The organism is Bacillus cereus group sp. MS39 (assembly GCF_040448665.1).
GTDB classification, from domain to species: Bacteria; Bacillota; Bacilli; order Bacillales; family Bacillaceae_G; genus Bacillus_A; species Bacillus_A wiedmannii.
Genome location: NZ_CP123058.1, coordinates 5,201,198 through 5,216,585, shown reverse-complemented (window position 1 = coordinate 5,216,585; position 15,388 = coordinate 5,201,198). Strand labels below are relative to the sequence as shown.

Below are 15,388 nucleotides of genomic sequence, written 5' to 3'. Positions count from 1 at the left end.
ATCGTCAGCTCCTACCAAGATGGTAAAACTGAACCATCAAATTTTTTCTCGATAAATTCTTTTACTTCTTTAGATTGATACGCTTTCTTTAATTTATTTACAACAGTATCATCTTTATTTTCAGTACGAACAACGACCCAGTTTACATATGGTGAATCTTTTCCTTCACGGAAAATAGAATCTTTCGCAGGGCTTAATTTTGCACCTAATGCAAAGTTTGTATTAATTGCAGCTGCTTTCACTTCACTTAGTTGTGTCGGTAATTGAGATGCCTCTAATTCAACAATCTTTAATTTCTTTGGGTTTTCAATTACATCTTTTGCAGTCGCTTTTTCAGTAGCCTTTGGATCCACTTTTAAAACTCCTGCTTTTTCAAATAGTTTTAAAGCTCGAAGTTCATTCGTTGGATCATTTGGTACAGCGATTGCGTCGCCCTCTTTTAAATCTTTTACATCTTTTATGTTTTTAGAATATACGCCCATAGGGAATGTTACTGTTGAAAATACTTCCGTTAATTTCATATTACGTTCAGCTTTAAATACGTCTAAATAAGATTTCGTTTGATAGCTATTTACATCAAGACTTTTTTCATCTAGGGATACGTTTGGTGCTACATAATCATTAAATACTTTTACCTCAATTTCGAGCCCGTCTTTGGCTGCCACTTCTTTTACCTTTTCAAAAATTTGTTCATGTGGTCCACCTGTTACACCGACAGTAATCTTTTTCTCATCTAATGCTTTTACCTCTTTATCAGAATTAGCACCACATGCACCTAACAATAATACCGCTCCACTTACAATGCTCAATAATACTTTTCTCATCTATAGTTCCCCCTTCATATACGTTCCAAAATAAAAAGCACCTCTCAAAAATAAGAGAGGTGCCGAATAGATAAAATAGGTTCCTCTCTTATCTTCCAAAACGAAAACTCGTTTTGCAGGAATTAGCACCTTAGCTTATACGTCATAAGCTCGGTTGCCGGGCATCATCGGGCCAGTCCCTCCGCCACTCTTGATAAGAGTATGTGTATGTAGTTTTTTTAATATGGTACTAATAGTAAATCTTACAAAAAGAATTGTCAATGTTATTTTCTGAATATATTTTATTTTAAGGTAATCGAAACATTTCCTTTTTTATGCCCTTTTTCTACATATATATGAGCTTCAGCAATTTCTTCTAATCGGTAAGTTCTATCAATAACAGGCTTTAGATGTTCTGCTTCAGTGAGTTTTTTTAGTAGAATCATATCTTCTTTACTTACTTTTGCCATCATTCCATTCACAGATACATATTTCCCATTAGGTGTTAATGCCTTTTCACAAAGGGATTTTTTATGTTTTCCAACTGCATCAAATATAATATTGTAGCGTTCACCCAGCTTAGTAAAATCTTCTTTCGTATAATCAATTACTTTATCAGCTCCTAAAGATTGAACGAGTTCAAAATTTGAATTACTACAAACAGCCGTAACGGTCGTACCGAAATATTTAGCAAGTTGTACAGCAGCTGTTCCTACTGATCCGGAGGCACCATATATGAGCACTTGTTGCCCTTTTTTTATACGGCCCTTTCTCAGGAAATGTAATGCTGAAGTTCCACCAAAAGGAATAACTGCGGCTTCTTCATACGTCACATTGGTAGGTTTTAATGTTATTAATCCACTTTCATGTACGCATGTGTACTCGGCGTAACCACCGAGGTTTAGTTCTGTTAATGCAAAAATTGGATCACCTTTTTTAAATTGAGTTACATCTGTTCCTATTTCTTCGATTTCACCGGATAACTCTACGCCGAGTATAGGGTTTCTCGGTTTTCTGAAACCTAATATGATCCGCATAGGAATCCAAAATAAGAGGGGACTATTAAAACCGCGGATTCTACAATCTCCAGTCGATACACTTGTTGCGTGAATTTTAATTAATACTTCGTTCTTTTTAGGTGTAGGTTTCTCTATATTTTGAAGCTGAAGAACGTTAGGTGGTCCATACTGTGTGCAAATGATCGCCTTCATAATGACCTCCTGAAATGAGTTGTTGTTATTTACATCATATTTAAAACCTTCATTAAACATGTCGCTATATAGCGAATATAGATTAAAAATTATATAGATTTCATAGGAAAAGAGGTGATATTATTTTGGGAAAGGGGGCGACATTATGAAAAAAAATATTTTTGTTTCAAGTTTAGTACTTGCAATCAGTCTAGGGGTAGGGTGTAGTAATGAGAAAACAGCAAAGACGGATGAACCGAAAAAAGAATCAGTTCAAAAAGAAAAAGAATTAGCAGCGAAGGATGTTTTCAAGAAAACGAACGAAGCTTTTAAAAATGAAGAGCATGTAACGATGACATATGGTGTAGGGGTAAAAGCTGAGGGAACAGAGATGGATATAGTAAAGGCTAAGATGCAATTGGAGCCAAAGACAAAAAATTCTCGTTCTGAAATGAATATTTCCGGTACAGATGTTGTAGTGTATACTGTGGATGGTAAAGTTGCTGGCGAGGTAAAAAACCCTAATACAGGAGAAGTTATAACCGTACCAGAGGAGCAATTAAACGCTGGTGGAATGAAAGCGACTCAAGATATTATAGATAAGTTAGAAGTACCAGCAGTAGTTTTAGATAAAATGAAGATGGAGAAAAGTGGAGATAAATATAAACTGAAATTTACATTAAAAGGGCAAGAAACAGAAAGTATGTTAACTAGCATGGATGAAACACAGAAGAAAATGTTACAAGCACAAAATGCGAAGATAGAAGAAGTGGATGCAGAATATATCATTACAAAAGATTTTAAATATGAATCAGCAAAGATAGACATGATTATGAGTAGTAACGGCAAGGATAAAGCACACATTATTACGAACGCAAAATATACGTCGTACGAAAAGTTTGACCCAATACAATTGCCGGCAGCAAAGTAACAGTTTTGATGAGGGGGGACCTAAAATAAGGTGCCCTCTTTTTTGTATACTTTCTTCATAGGAAAATAGGTACAATATGAAGAGGGAAAACTGTAGAAGAGGAGAGTGTCATTTGAAAAAAAGAAAGATAGCGGTGGTCATTGTGGCTTATACAGTGTTGCTTGCAACATCTGTAAATACATATAAAGAGCAACTAAAGCACCCTATTATGAGCGATGTAGGAAAGTTGCTTCCAACGAAAATTAAACGTGTTGAAAATGCTGAGGATGAACGTTCATTAAAACAGGTAGTGAAAGATGCAAATACTTCCGGAGAGAAAATTTCCATTGCAGGTATGCAACATAGTCAAGGAGGACAGACGTATTATCCGAACGGCACGATGCTTGATATGAAGGGGTATAATAAAATATTAGAATTTGATCCGGAGGAGAAGAGGATTAGGGTGCAAAGCGGTGTCACATGGAATGACATTCAAAAGAAAATCAATCCATATGGTCTTGCGGTTCAAGTAATGCAATCTCAAAACATTTTTACTGTTGGTGGTTCATTAAGTGTGAATGTACATGGGCGTGATATTCGTCATGAAGCATTGATCGATACAGTAGAGTCATTCAGATTGTTAATGGCAGATGGTACGGTACGTAATGTAAGTAGAGAAGAAAATGCAGAGCTATTCCCATATGTCATAGGTGGTTACGGGTTATTTGGTGTCATGTTAGATGTGACATTAAAGTTAACTGATGATGAATTATATGAAATGCATACGAGAATGATAGATTATAAAGAATACACATCTTATTTCAAAGATAAAGTGAAAAGAGATGAAAATGTTCGTATGCACTTAGCCCGTATTTCTGTTGCCCCCAATTCATTTTTAAAAGAGATGTATGTGACAGATTATACATTGGCGAAAAATCAAAATATGAGGGAAGAGCACAGTGAATTAAAAGAGGAAACTATTATAGCTGCACCGAAATTTTTACTCGGATTATCCCGTTATAGCGATTGGGGAAAGAATACATTTTGGGATATACAAAGAAGTTATTTTGAGCGTACAGATGGAGCGTATGAGACGCGAAATAATGTTATGAGGTCAGATAGTGCCTTTATGGAATATGAAAATTCGAATAGAACAGAAGTGTTACAAGAATACTTTGTGCCTATAGATTTCTTCACGGAATACATAGATGATCTACGTAACGTATTAAATGAAGAAGAGTTTAATTTGCTCAATATTACGATTCGTTATGTGGAAAAGAATGAAAATGCAGTTTTATCCTATGCGAAAGATGATATGTTTGCGCTAGTTCTTTTAATTAACCAAGGACGCTCAGAGGATGAAATAAAGAAAACAGAAGATGTCATTCAGAAAATGATTGATGTTACTTTAAAACATAATGGTAGTTATTATTTACCGTACTATTCGTATCCAACGAAGGAGCAGTTAAAGAGGGCATATCCTCGTATAGAAGAATTTCTTCAGAAGAAAAAAGAAGCGGATCCAAAAGAGAGATTTGTGAATTTATTTTATAGGGAGTATACGAAATGACATATAGAAGATTTGTAGCGTCACAAAGCATAATTATGATGGCGGGAAGTATGGTATTTCCTTTTTACATTCTATTGCTTCGGAATGTTGGGAATAGCTTCTCGCAGTTTGGCTGGGCGTATGGCTTATTTGCTTTAACTTCAGCACTTGTATATCCATTAGTAGGAAAGATGTCTGATCGAGTAGGTGATCAAAAATTATTAATTATATATGCTTGGTCCATGGCGATATTAATGCTTTGTTTCCCGATTGCCAGGGAAGTCTGGCATGTGTATATTCTTCAAATTGTAATGGGAGTTTTAGGTGCTGTGCAGCGTAATACCGAGAAGACGTCGTTAGCACGAAAGGTTGTGCAAGAAAATGCTGGTTATGAGATTGGAAAATATCATGTGTGGACATCAATTGGAGGAGCAATAGCAATTATTGCAACGGGATATTTAGTAGATTTCTTTACGATTGGCACCATTTTTTATATTGCATCCATCTTATATGTAGTGAGTGGGATTGTATTAAGTAGTAAAAAAATATAATCATCCCATTTTTACCTGAATACCCTTTATTTGTTATACTAAAAGGGAAAATAAAAGAAAAGGGGACATTGCCTTTGATGAAATTTTTAATTTTAGCTATTCTCACTTTGTTTTTGATTCCATGGACAAGAAGCGGTAGTAAACTTCGAGCAGTGGATAAGAAAGGGGATGAGAAGGTTGTAAAGGGTAAGAAATCATCCATTTTAGTTATTCCTGTATTATTTTGGATAGGTATTGCAATCTACGAATATCTTTGGCTAATCGATGATCGAGCAGATTCGATTCTTACCCATTATGCCGTTGCAGTAGCAGTTTTAATTGGGCTTGTTTTATTTTCACAAAATCAAATAGGGAAATTAGAAGGTACGTTAAAGGGACTTCTAATGTTTATTTTACTCGCAAGTTACGGCTATTTTGGTTATTTACACGATATAGTAATCACGCAAAAAAAATATGATTCTGTTGTGAAGATCGAGAAAGATATTTCAGAGCCGTTTACTGAAAATGATCAACCGTTTACAGTGCCGCCAAAGACAGCGGAGAATAAAATGAAAAAAGTATTTGGGGATATTCCGAAAGTAGCTTATTTTGAGCTAGGGGAATTAACGCCACAAATGGTAAATGGTGAGGCTTTATATGTAGCACCGATTGAAGTTTCAGGCTTTTTTAAAGCACGTAAAGCTGAGACAATTCCAGGGTACGTAACGATGTCAGGTACGAATCCTGATGCGGAAGCGAAACTGCATCTTGGTTATAAAATGAAATATGTGCCAAGCATGTTCTTCGGGAATAATTTAGAGCGTGTTGTAAGGCAAGCAGAACCAAATCTAATCTTTAAAGGGAAACCTAAATTCGAAGTGGATGATCAAGGGAAACCGTATTATACAATGACGTACGGTGAATTTATTTCAGGAAGATCTGGATTTGAAGTAGAGGGCGTTGTAGTAGTAGACGCGCAAACAGGTGAAGTGAAAAGATACGACAAAGGAAAGGCACCTAAATTCGTTGATGGCGTATTAAATCACGAGACCGCATCTACATTAAATACGTATTTCGGTAAATATATTCACGGATTTTGGAATACGAAATTCTCGCAAACGGATATGAAGATTCCGACTGAGTGGGGAACGAAAGAAGGAGTTACACCAATTTTCGGTAAGGATGGAACGTTATATTACTTTACTGATTTCACCTCTCCGAAAGAGGGAGTAGATTCTGCGTTAGGTTACTCGCTTATCGATGCGCGTACAGGTAAGTTGTATTACTATAACGGAAAAGAAGTGAAGGGGATTATGGATGGTTCAGCTGCTTCGGAAGTAGTGGATAATTCCTTTAAGAGAGAGAAATGGCATGGAACGATGCCGGTTATTTATAACGTGTATGGTAAACCTTCTTGGATTGTACCTGTTATTGATGACGGGGGATTAGTACGTGCTCATACAGTTATCTATGCTTCTAATGCGAAAATATTTGCAACAGGTTCGACGCAAAAAGAAGCGCTTGAGAATTATAAAAATGCGCTGAGTGGAAGTGGAGATTCATTTAGACCGACTTCAAATGGTAAAGAAGCACAAAAAGAAGGCGTTGTACAACGTGTATATAAAGAAAAATCAGGTGAAAATACAATTGTGTATGTACTGTTAGAGAATGAACAAAAAGTATTTATGATACCGGTGAAGAAATTCCCATATGCTATGTTTACAGAAGTGGGAGATCCAATTCAAATAACATATTTAGATACAGGAGAGGCGATGTCTTCCGTATCTAAATTTACAAATAGCAATTTGAAAAAGTAAAGCGATAGAAATTCTATCGCTTTTTTTACGGTATGAAACAGGAAAATGCACTATACTTGACGTATGTTTATGTTGTAACTATAATTGTTACGATTTAGTATTTATCGGAAAGGGTGAACGGAAAAAGTGAATGGAGTTAATCACGAAATATATAAACCTGTAAAGACAAATAGGTTATGGATGATTCTTGTATTAGGGACACTTACGGCGATTGGGCCATTATCTATTGATATGTATTTGCCTTCTTTACCAAAATTAACAGATGATTTACAAACAGGCGCATCTCTTGCACAGCTTACATTGACAGCTTGTTTGCTTGGGCTTTCAGTAGGACAATTATTTGTTGGTTCAATTAGTGACATTTACGGAAGGCGCAAACCTCTTATTATCGCTCTTATTATTTATGTTGCTTCTTCTTTACTTTGTGCTATTGCACCATCTATTTGGAGTTTAGTGTTATTGCGCTTCTTACAAGGTGCTTCAGGATCGGCCGGGATTGTTATATCACGTGCAATGGTACGTGACATGTATTCAGGTTCTGAAATGACGAAGTTTTTCTCACTGCTCATGTTAGTAAACGGAGCAGCACCTATTTTGGCACCGATTATTGGGGGACAATTACTACAGTTCACAACATGGCGCGGTGTCTTCATCGTTCTCGGAGCAATTAGTGTATTCATGTTAATATCAGCTACTTTCGTATTACGTGAAACATTACCTCCTGAAGAAAGAGAAACAGGTGGTTTGTCAGGGACATTGGCGACGTATGGAAAACTGTTAAAAGATCGTTTGTTTATGGGATATGCATTATCACAAGGGCTAGTAACGGCGGCGATGTTTGCTTACATTTCGGGCTCACCATTTGTGTTGCAGAACATATACGGAGCATCACCACAGCAATTTAGCTTATTCTTTGCGATTAACGGTATCGGTATTATTATTGCTAGTCAGGTTACAGGCCGTTTAGCAGGGAAAGTGAATGAGAAAACGTTATTCGTTTCCGGTATTATTATTGCAGCTGTTGGTGGTTTATCTTTACTACTGACAATTGTACTAGGAATAGGTTTAATTGGTGTTTTATGTTCGTTATTCCTTGTTGTATCAAGTGTCGGGGTTGTATCAACAACTGGTTTCTCATTAGCGATGAGAAACCAGAAACAAGCTGCAGGAACGGCATCGGCTTTATTAGGTTTATTACAGTTCATTTCAGGAGCACTTGTTGCACCATTAGTAGGTATTGGCGGAAGCAATACCGCATTACCGATGGGGGTTGTGATAGCTCTTTGTGAAATTGGTGCTGTATTATGTTATCTATTTATGGCCAGAAGAAGTGAAAAGCAGTTTGAACTGCAACAAAGACAAAATTTAGAAGCTTAAATTATAAAAAAGAGCTGATTCAAATATTTTGGAATCAGCTCTTTTTTTCATTTCTTTGAAATAACTCATATAGCTTTGTAAGGTGATGCAAAAGTTATTTGCATAAAGTGACGATACTGTGACAAAAATGTGGGGATGTATATTAAGGTAGCGTCTTAAGTGTAAAAAGTAGGATGTTCTCGGTATAATAACAAGTGGAGATAAAAGAAACTATAATGAGTAGTAGCTGTAGATAAAAGGAGAAGAAGAGATGAAGAAGGTTTTGGGTATTGCTGTAATGGGAAGTATGATCCTTCTAGCAGGATGTAATGGAAATAAAGATACGAAAGAACCGAAAGAAAAGGTAGAGCAATCTACTGAGCAAACAGAAGAGATGAAAGAATACCGTGCAGTACATGAAAAATACGATATGAAAATGAATAAAGAAATTAATAAAGCACTACAGTTATTTGAAGTGGCAAAAGAAAAGGGCGGTAAGGAAATAACGAATGCTACATATAAAGAAGATGTGCAAAAGGTAACGACTAGCATGTTAGAAGATATTGATCATATACGTAAAGAAATTCGTGTTCCAAAGTCGAAAGAGCAAGAACATGAGGTATACGCTGGTTTCTTGAATGAATCGGAACAAGCAATGAAAAAATTACAGAAGTTAGCTAAAGAAGAAGACTCATCATTGATTCGTGATATAGAAATTAACTTTGCAACAGCATCAACATACTATAAACGTTTTCAAGCAGAAACGAAAAAATAACCTTGCGCACGCGCAAGGTTATTTTTTCTTCTTACCATCTCCGTCTTAACCATCGGATACTAATACCTTCTGTTCTTCGTGAAATTCAGAGATTGTTTGTCCGGTAATATTATCGAATGGAGTATAAAAAGAAGTGATACGTTTCTTTTTAATAAAGAGTTTATAGAAGCTGATGATGACAAGTATAACGATTGTTAATGGTAACTCTATAGTAGCAAGAAGTAAGGGATCCACCTTATAACTTCTTTAATATTATTCCTTTTTATTATAAGAGAAAACTGTAATTTCGATAAAAGAAGTAAAAACTGATTTTTCTAAATATATCCAATTTGATTGACTTTTCATTTTTTCAGAATTATAATTCAAAATATATAATTTGAACCAAATAATAATATAGCAATTTACTTATCCAGAGAGGTAGAGGGACTGGCCCTATGACACCTCAGCAGCGGGTTCTGTAACAGGAACACCGTGCTAATTCCAGCAAGCAAGTCTTGAAAGATAAGTGATGGGCCTTCGTTTATTAAGCCTTGATCTTATTTTTTAAGATCAAGGCTTTTTGTGTTTTAAGAAGAGGAAAGGGAGTAATGGGAAAGATACGTTAATAAAACAAAGTAAATTTATGAGTTTAGGGGGTTATTGGAGTGTATGTTGTTAAAAAACTATCAGTTATGGTGTTTACACTATGGATTATTACAACAGTAACATTTTTGATTATGCACATTATTCCGGGGGATCCATTTTCATCGGATGCAAAGATCTTTCCGGCGGAAGTTGTGCAGAACATGAGGGCAAAGTATCACCTTGATGAACCGCTATGGAATCAATATGTTGCTTATTTAGACGGCGTAGTGCATTTTGATTTTGGTGAATCTGTTCAATCGACGGGGCAAGGTGTATCAGAAATTATAACGACAGGATTTGGTCCATCAGCGATCATCGGCTTACAAGCACTTGTTATTTCATTGTTAGTCGGAATTACAGCGGGTACATTTGCTGCTCTCTATCACGGGAGAGTAATTGATCATAGTGTGAGTTTACTTGCGATTCTCGGCATATCTATTCCAAGTTTTATTTTAGCACCATTATTTATACAAGTATTTGCTATACAATTTGAACTTTTACCAGTAGCGTCTTGGGGCACATTTGAACACACGGTATTACCGTCATTCGCATTAGCATTAGGGCCAATCGCGGTTATTACAAGATTTGTTCGCTCTAATATGATTGAAGTTTTGCAGAGTGATTATATTAAGCTAGCGAGAGCGAAAGGTATACCAATTAAGAAGATTATTATAAGGCATGCTCTTCGAAATGCAATTGTTCCAGTACTAACGTTTGTTGGACCGTTAATGGCTGGGCTTTTAACAGGAACTTTCATTATTGAAAAGATCTTTGCGATTCCCGGTCTCGGAAAATATTTTGTAGATAGTATTTTTAACCGAGATTATCCAGTAATTATGGGAACAACAATTTTCTATAGTGCATTATTAATTTCTTGTATTTTCATTACAGATATTATTCACCGTATTGTTGATCCGCGTATTCGTTCTATTACGTAAGGAGGGGGGCATTTAAATGGGAGCTTATGAAATCAATAAACAGCTATTAACGAATGAAGAGAAAAAAGAATTAACGATAAATAAAGAGCAGCAAACGATTAGCCGAAAAAAAGAAGTGTTTCGTAAGTTTGTATCAAATCCGATCGCAGTTCTAGGAGCGTTGACATTATTACTCATTATTATTTTCTCTCTTATCGGTGAAAGTTTAACCCCTTTTACCGCGAGTGAACAAGTAAAAGAGGCGACAAATTTACCTCCTAGTAGTGAGCATTGGTTCGGAACAGATGATTTAGGTCGGGATATTTGGGCACGTACTTGGGCTGGTGGGAAAATTTCATTAGTAGTTGGATTAATAGCGGCTGTTCTTGATATAGGACTTGGTGTACTGATTGGGGGATTTAGTGGATATGTGAGAGGGCGTAATCGCCTTGGAACGTTAATTGATGAGTGGATTGTACGAGGGATTGAAGTATTATACGGTATTCCATATTTATTAATTGTTATTTTACTACTAATCATTATGAAACCAGGACTTTTTACAATTATTATTGCTCTTGCATTAACAGGGTGGATTGGTATGGCACGTCTCGTTAGGGCGCAAGTCTTATCTTTAAAGCAAAGAGAATTTGTTATTGCAGCAGAGCGATTGGGTACATCGCATATGAAGATTATATACGGACATATCATTCCGAACTTAACAGGCATTATTATCGTAAATTTATCATTTACAATTCCCGCAGCTATTTTCTCAGAATCATTTTTAAGTTTTATCGGACTCGGGGTACAATCACCAGCAGCGAGCTGGGGGACGATGACGAATGATGCGCTCGGGACACTATTAAGTGGGGAATGGTGGCAACTTTTCTTCCCATCGCTGATGATTGCGCTCATTATGTTCGCATTTAATGCAATTGGTGATGGTTTGCAAGATGCAATTGATCCAAAAATCGTCAAACGGAATCGAAAGGAGAAAAGACATGGGACAGCTCTTATCTTTAGAAAACGTAACATTGGCCGTTGAAAAAGAGAATAGTAAGCAAGCAATTGTGAAGCATGTTTCCTTTTCTATTAACGAAGGTGAAATCGTTGCACTTGTAGGAGAAAGTGGTTCAGGAAAAAGTGTTACAGCACAATCCATTATTGGCTTAAATCAAGAGTCAATTCATATTGATGATGGAAATGTAACTTTCCAATCAAAGGAATTAACTAATTTACAAGAATCAGAATGGAATCAAATTCGCGGGAAAGATATTTCTTTTATCTTTCAAGACCCGCTTTCATCTTTAAATCCGACGATGAAGGTCGGAAGGCAAATTACAGAAGTAATTTTGCAGCATGAAAAGAAATCGAAAAAAGAAGCAAAAGAAATTGCGATTAACTTATTAAATGATTTAGGGATACATGAAGCAGAGAAACGCTTTGAACAGTACCCACATCAATTAAGTGGAGGTATGAGGCAGCGTATTTGTTTAGCAATTGCGTTTGCTTGTCATCCAAAGCTCGTTATTGCAGATGAACCTACAACGGCATTAGATGTAACGATTCAGAAACAAATTATGGGGTTATTAAAAGAGCGGAAAGAAAAACAGAATACGAGTATTTTATTAATTACACATGATTTGGCACTTGTACGTGAAGTAGCTGATCGAGTAGTAGTTATGTACGGTGGACGTGTCGTTGAAAAAGGAACGATAGAGGAAGTAATAGGTTCCCCTAAACATCCATACACAAAAAGCTTATTACAGGCAATTCCGAATATGGATGATTCTGAAAAGGTACTTAGGGCAATTGAGGGAACAACACCATCAATTGAAACGTTAAATAGCTTTGGTTGTCCTTTTGTCAATCGTTGCCCGGTAGCAATCAAAGAATGTATTCATCGTTTTCCAGAGAGAACAACATATTCTGGGGAGCATAGCTCACATTGCTGGCAGCATGTTCTTGAGCATAACGAAGCAAAATCAAAAGAGAAGGTGAATGTCTCATGACGACAGATTTAATTACCGTAAAGCAAGTAAGGAAAACATATGGAAGTAAAGATAAAGAAATCGCAGCGTTAAAAGATATAACACTTTCTATTCCGAAAGGAACGACGCTTGGAATTATTGGAGAAAGTGGTTCAGGAAAGACAACACTTGGTAAGCTCATAGCTGGGATCGAGAGCCCAACGTCTGGTCAAATTGATTATAACGGTCAAGTTGTTCACAAGTTGAAGTCAGCTCATAAGCGAGATTTCTTGCAGAAAGTACAATTCATTTTTCAAGATTCAACAGCTGCATTAAATCCGCGCTGGAAAGTACGCGATAGCGTAACAGAAGGATATATTTCATTCGGTTTAGGTGATAAAGAATTGAAAGATAAGGTGGCAGGTGATGCGCTAGAACGTGTTGGATTAGATAGGCGATATATTGATCGATACCCACACGAATTTAGCGGAGGACAACGTCAACGGATCGCTATTGCAAGGGCGTTATTATGTGAGCCAGAAGTATTAATCCTGGATGAACCAATTTCTGCATTAGATGTTTCACTTCAAATCCAAATTGTGCACTTGTTGCAAAAGATTCAAAAGGAACAAGGCTATACATATTTATTTATCGCACATGATTTACCGATGGTTCACTACTTATGTGAAAAAGTGGCTGTCTTATATAAAGGAGAACTTGTTGAATTTGGAAATACGGATGAAGTGTTCCGTAATCCTCAACATTCTTATACAAAAACATTATTAGCATCAACACCAAAAATTTTAGGTTAAAGGGGAATGTAAGATGAAGAAGTTTTTATTATTTGTCATTATGACCGTATTAGCAATTACTTCTGTCGCTTGTGGCAAGAAAGATACTTCAAAAGCAAGTGCTAGTAAAGGAGACCGTTTTGTAACGAATCTTGGTAGTGATCCTTATACGCTAGATTCAGCAATTTCAACGGATAATAACTCTAATTATGTAATTGAGCACTTATTTGCAACTTTGTACAGACAGACAACTGACGGGAAGTTTGAAAAGGATTTAGTAGAGAAAGAGGAAGCTGGAGCGGATGGAAAAGAGTATACATTCTATTTGAAAAAAGGATTAAAATGGTCTGATGGCTCCCCGTTAACAGCAAAAGATTTTGAATTTGCTTGGAAGAGAATATTAAATCCTAAAACGGGTTCTATGAATGCAACAGAACTATATTTCATTAAAGGTGGAGAAGCATTTAATACAGGGAAAGGTGCAGAGGATGCAGTAGGAATTCAAGCGGTAGATGATGTAACTTTAAAGTTACAATTTGAACATCCGGTAACATCTATTAAACGAACATTATCCCAGTCGTTATATATTCCACTTAATAAAAAATCTATTGATGAAAAAGGTAAACTAAAAGTAGATCCAAAAGAATTAATTACAAATGGTCCTTTCACATTGAAAGAATGGAAGCATAATCAAGCGATTATTTTAGAAAAAAATAAAGAGTTTCATGATAAAAAAGTAGCATCAAAAGAAATTGAATTCCGTATTATCCCTGAAGGTAAAACAGCGTATCAATTATATAAATCTGGAGAATTAGATTTACTATCTCACATACCAACAGATTTAGTTGAAAAAGAACAAAATAATAAAGAGTTTAAAAAAATGCAAGACTACTCAACTCATATTTACTCGTTTAATTCAGAGAAGCCACCGTTTACAAACGCAAAAATTCGTAAAGCTTTTGCAATAGCTGTAGATCGTAAGTTTATCGTAGAGAAAATATTAAAGAATAATGCAAAAGAAGCATATGGTTTTGTACCAGAAGGAGCAAAAACAGAAAGTGGCCGCGACTTCCGTAAAGAGAAAGGTGATTATTTTAAATATGACCCTGCAGTAGCTAAGACGTTATTAGAAGAAGGAATGAAAGAAGAAGGATGGACTACTCTTCCAGAAGTGACAGTGAAATATTCAGATAAGAAGAAAATAGCTGAAACACTTCAAGAGATGTTTAAGAAAAATCTTGGTGTAGATGTAAAAATAGAAGGTAAAGAGTGGAAAAGTTATATTGATATGTATAAACAAAGTGACTTCCAAATTGCATATATGGGATGGGGAGGATCTACATTAGATCCAGCTGCACAATTAGAAATTTATGCAGGTGATGGACCAAATAACTATGCAAAATGGTTTAATAAAGACTTCGATAATTTAATTAATCAAGCAAAATTAGAACAAGACGAAAATAAACGCTTTGACTTATTACATCAAGCAGAAGATATTATGTTTACAGAATATCCTTTAATCCCACTTGTATTCCCAACAGATTCTTATTTACAAAAATCATCTGTATCTGGATTAGAATACTACGTAGGATCTCAACCGAGCTTACGATATGCTAAAAAATAAAATAAAGAAGTAGGCGGTTGCCTACTTCTTTATTTTATTTCTCTTTTATATTCTTTTTTCGTTCCATCAGAGAAGACAACTTCTAAATCAAACTTTTGGTAGTCTTTATCAAGTTTGAACACATTTACTACTTGATCGATTACTTCTTGGTCAGGAGTATCTTTATCAAATTTTAATTCTTGTAGAAGTGGGCTTAATTTTGTAATAGCCTCGTCACCTGTAAACTTTGCATTTGATTTATGGTCTTCAAGTTTTGCTTCCATTTTCTTATCAGCTGCTACATTCTTATAATCAGCCTCGTAGTCTTTCTTCGTATCTTGATAGTCTGCATCTAAACTAAATTCATTGAAGTTAAGCTTTAAATCAGCAGGAGCTTCATTTTTTGCTTCTTCAGTAGTTTTCTTATTAGAAGTTGTATCTTCTTTTGCAGGAGCTTTACATCCTGTTAATACAGGTACTAGCATAAGCGCTAATAAAACTGATAGTAAAATTCTCATTATAATTTCCTCCTTATGTAAATTCGTTCTATACAAGT

15 protein-coding genes and 2 riboswitches are annotated in these 15,388 nt (G+C 35.8%); of the genes, 11 read left to right on the top strand and 4 right to left on the bottom strand.

Annotated features, from left to right (window positions below; translation table 11 throughout):
- Nucleotides 1-11: 11 nt before the first annotated feature.
- The gene (locus QEP67_RS26905) at nucleotides 12-824 is read right to left on the bottom strand and encodes a MetQ/NlpA family ABC transporter substrate-binding protein (protein ID WP_001233393.1); all 813 of its coding nucleotides are present in this window, start codon (nucleotides 822-824) and stop codon (nucleotides 12-14) included.
- Between the two features lie 85 nt (nucleotides 825-909).
- Nucleotides 910-1,024, bottom strand: a riboswitch (SAM riboswitch).
- A gap of 81 nt (nucleotides 1,025-1,105) precedes the next feature.
- Nucleotides 1,106-2,014: an NAD(P)-dependent alcohol dehydrogenase gene (locus QEP67_RS26900; RefSeq protein ID WP_000643893.1), complete on the bottom strand. Its 909-nt coding sequence runs from the start codon at nucleotides 2,012-2,014 to the stop codon at nucleotides 1,106-1,108.
- 145 nt (nucleotides 2,015-2,159) lie between these two features.
- Between QEP67_RS26900 and QEP67_RS26895 the strand changes: the two genes are divergently transcribed.
- The 6 genes from QEP67_RS26895 to QEP67_RS26870 all read left to right on the top strand — a co-directional run bounded on the left by QEP67_RS26895 (nucleotide 2,160) and on the right by QEP67_RS26870 (nucleotide 8,930).
- Nucleotides 2,160-2,924 carry a hypothetical protein gene (locus tag QEP67_RS26895; RefSeq protein WP_000739339.1) on the top strand — a complete coding sequence of 255 codons (765 nt, stop codon included), beginning with the start codon at nucleotides 2,160-2,162 and terminating at the stop codon, nucleotides 2,922-2,924.
- A 112-nt stretch (nucleotides 2,925-3,036) separates the two neighbouring features.
- Complete coding sequence (locus tag QEP67_RS26890; protein WP_000746291.1) at nucleotides 3,037-4,473, top strand: FAD-binding oxidoreductase; 1,437 nt, start codon at nucleotides 3,037-3,039, stop codon at nucleotides 4,471-4,473.
- Nucleotides 4,470-5,003: an MFS transporter gene (locus QEP67_RS26885; protein ID WP_000222363.1), complete on the top strand. Its 534-nt coding sequence runs from the start codon at nucleotides 4,470-4,472 to the stop codon at nucleotides 5,001-5,003. The genes QEP67_RS26890 and QEP67_RS26885 overlap by 4 nt, the downstream gene beginning before the upstream one ends.
- A 77-nt stretch (nucleotides 5,004-5,080) precedes the next feature.
- Nucleotides 5,081-6,799 (top strand): DUF3981 domain-containing protein, encoded by a 1,719-nt coding sequence (locus QEP67_RS26880; protein WP_000670275.1) that lies wholly within the window; start codon nucleotides 5,081-5,083, stop codon nucleotides 6,797-6,799.
- Between the two features lie 126 nt (nucleotides 6,800-6,925).
- On the top strand, nucleotides 6,926-8,176 hold the full coding sequence (locus QEP67_RS26875; protein WP_001014693.1) for a Bcr/CflA family efflux MFS transporter: 1,251 nt from the start codon (nucleotides 6,926-6,928) through the stop codon (nucleotides 8,174-8,176).
- A 250-nt stretch (nucleotides 8,177-8,426) separates the two neighbouring features.
- Complete coding sequence (locus tag QEP67_RS26870) at nucleotides 8,427-8,930, top strand: hypothetical protein (RefSeq protein WP_000756532.1); 504 nt, start codon at nucleotides 8,427-8,429, stop codon at nucleotides 8,928-8,930.
- A 45-nt stretch (nucleotides 8,931-8,975) separates the two neighbouring features.
- Here QEP67_RS26870 and QEP67_RS26865 read toward each other — a convergent pair whose 3' ends face one another.
- Nucleotides 8,976-9,164 (bottom strand): DUF3951 domain-containing protein, encoded by a 189-nt coding sequence (locus QEP67_RS26865; RefSeq protein WP_048567286.1) that lies wholly within the window; start codon nucleotides 9,162-9,164, stop codon nucleotides 8,976-8,978.
- Nucleotides 9,165-9,332: 168 nt separating this feature from the next.
- A riboswitch (SAM riboswitch) is annotated at nucleotides 9,333-9,438 on the top strand.
- A 136-nt stretch (nucleotides 9,439-9,574) separates the two neighbouring features.
- On the opposite strand from QEP67_RS26865, the gene QEP67_RS26860 reads away from it, so the two are divergent.
- The 5 genes from QEP67_RS26860 to QEP67_RS26840 are packed head-to-tail and all read left to right on the top strand — an operon-like array spanning nucleotide 9,575 to nucleotide 14,853.
- Nucleotides 9,575-10,492 (top strand): ABC transporter permease, encoded by a 918-nt coding sequence (locus tag QEP67_RS26860; protein ID WP_000289681.1) that lies wholly within the window; start codon nucleotides 9,575-9,577, stop codon nucleotides 10,490-10,492.
- 16 nt (nucleotides 10,493-10,508) lie between these two features.
- Complete coding sequence (locus QEP67_RS26855; RefSeq protein ID WP_000501546.1) at nucleotides 10,509-11,513, top strand: ABC transporter permease; 1,005 nt, start codon at nucleotides 10,509-10,511, stop codon at nucleotides 11,511-11,513.
- Nucleotides 11,470-12,480 (top strand): ABC transporter ATP-binding protein, encoded by a 1,011-nt coding sequence (locus tag QEP67_RS26850; RefSeq protein ID WP_000531248.1) that lies wholly within the window; start codon nucleotides 11,470-11,472, stop codon nucleotides 12,478-12,480. Before QEP67_RS26855 ends, QEP67_RS26850 begins: the two co-directional genes overlap by 44 nt.
- Entirely contained in the window at nucleotides 12,477-13,250 is a 774-nt protein-coding gene (locus QEP67_RS26845) for an ATP-binding cassette domain-containing protein (RefSeq protein ID WP_000205653.1), read from the top strand. The genes QEP67_RS26850 and QEP67_RS26845 overlap by 4 nt, the downstream gene beginning before the upstream one ends.
- A 13-nt stretch (nucleotides 13,251-13,263) precedes the next feature.
- Complete coding sequence (locus QEP67_RS26840) at nucleotides 13,264-14,853, top strand: peptide ABC transporter substrate-binding protein (RefSeq protein WP_000714094.1); 1,590 nt, start codon at nucleotides 13,264-13,266, stop codon at nucleotides 14,851-14,853.
- A 29-nt stretch (nucleotides 14,854-14,882) separates the two neighbouring features.
- On the opposite strand, the gene QEP67_RS26835 is transcribed toward QEP67_RS26840, so the two are convergent.
- Nucleotides 14,883-15,350, bottom strand: coding sequence for a YusW family protein (locus tag QEP67_RS26835; RefSeq protein WP_001221562.1), 468 nt, complete (start codon nucleotides 15,348-15,350; stop codon nucleotides 14,883-14,885).
- Nucleotides 15,351-15,388 lie beyond the last annotated feature (38 nt).

What these genes read in the sequence shown, in the direction of transcription:
- QEP67_RS26845 (WP_000205653.1), top strand. Translation starts at nt 12,477, where the DNA reads ATGACGACAGATTTAATTACCGTAAAGCAAGTAAGGAAAACATATGGA.
- QEP67_RS26840 (WP_000714094.1), top strand. Translation starts at nt 13,264, where the DNA reads ATGAAGAAGTTTTTATTATTTGTCATTATGACCGTATTAGCAATTACT.
- QEP67_RS26880 (WP_000670275.1), top strand. Translation starts at nt 5,081, where the DNA reads ATGAAATTTTTAATTTTAGCTATTCTCACTTTGTTTTTGATTCCATGG.
- QEP67_RS26855 (WP_000501546.1), top strand. Translation starts at nt 10,509, where the DNA reads ATGGGAGCTTATGAAATCAATAAACAGCTATTAACGAATGAAGAGAAA.
- QEP67_RS26835 (WP_001221562.1), bottom strand. Translation starts at nt 15,350, where the DNA reads ATGAGAATTTTACTATCAGTTTTATTAGCGCTTATGCTAGTACCTGTA.
- QEP67_RS26900 (WP_000643893.1), bottom strand. Translation starts at nt 2,014, where the DNA reads ATGAAGGCGATCATTTGCACACAGTATGGACCACCTAACGTTCTTCAG.
- QEP67_RS26895 (WP_000739339.1), top strand. Translation starts at nt 2,160, where the DNA reads ATGAAAAAAAATATTTTTGTTTCAAGTTTAGTACTTGCAATCAGTCTA.
- QEP67_RS26905 (WP_001233393.1), bottom strand. Translation starts at nt 824, where the DNA reads ATGAGAAAAGTATTATTGAGCATTGTAAGTGGAGCGGTATTATTGTTA.
- QEP67_RS26885 (WP_000222363.1), top strand. Translation starts at nt 4,470, where the DNA reads ATGACATATAGAAGATTTGTAGCGTCACAAAGCATAATTATGATGGCG.
- QEP67_RS26850 (WP_000531248.1), top strand. Translation starts at nt 11,470, where the DNA reads ATGGGACAGCTCTTATCTTTAGAAAACGTAACATTGGCCGTTGAAAAA.
- QEP67_RS26870 (WP_000756532.1), top strand. Translation starts at nt 8,427, where the DNA reads ATGAAGAAGGTTTTGGGTATTGCTGTAATGGGAAGTATGATCCTTCTA.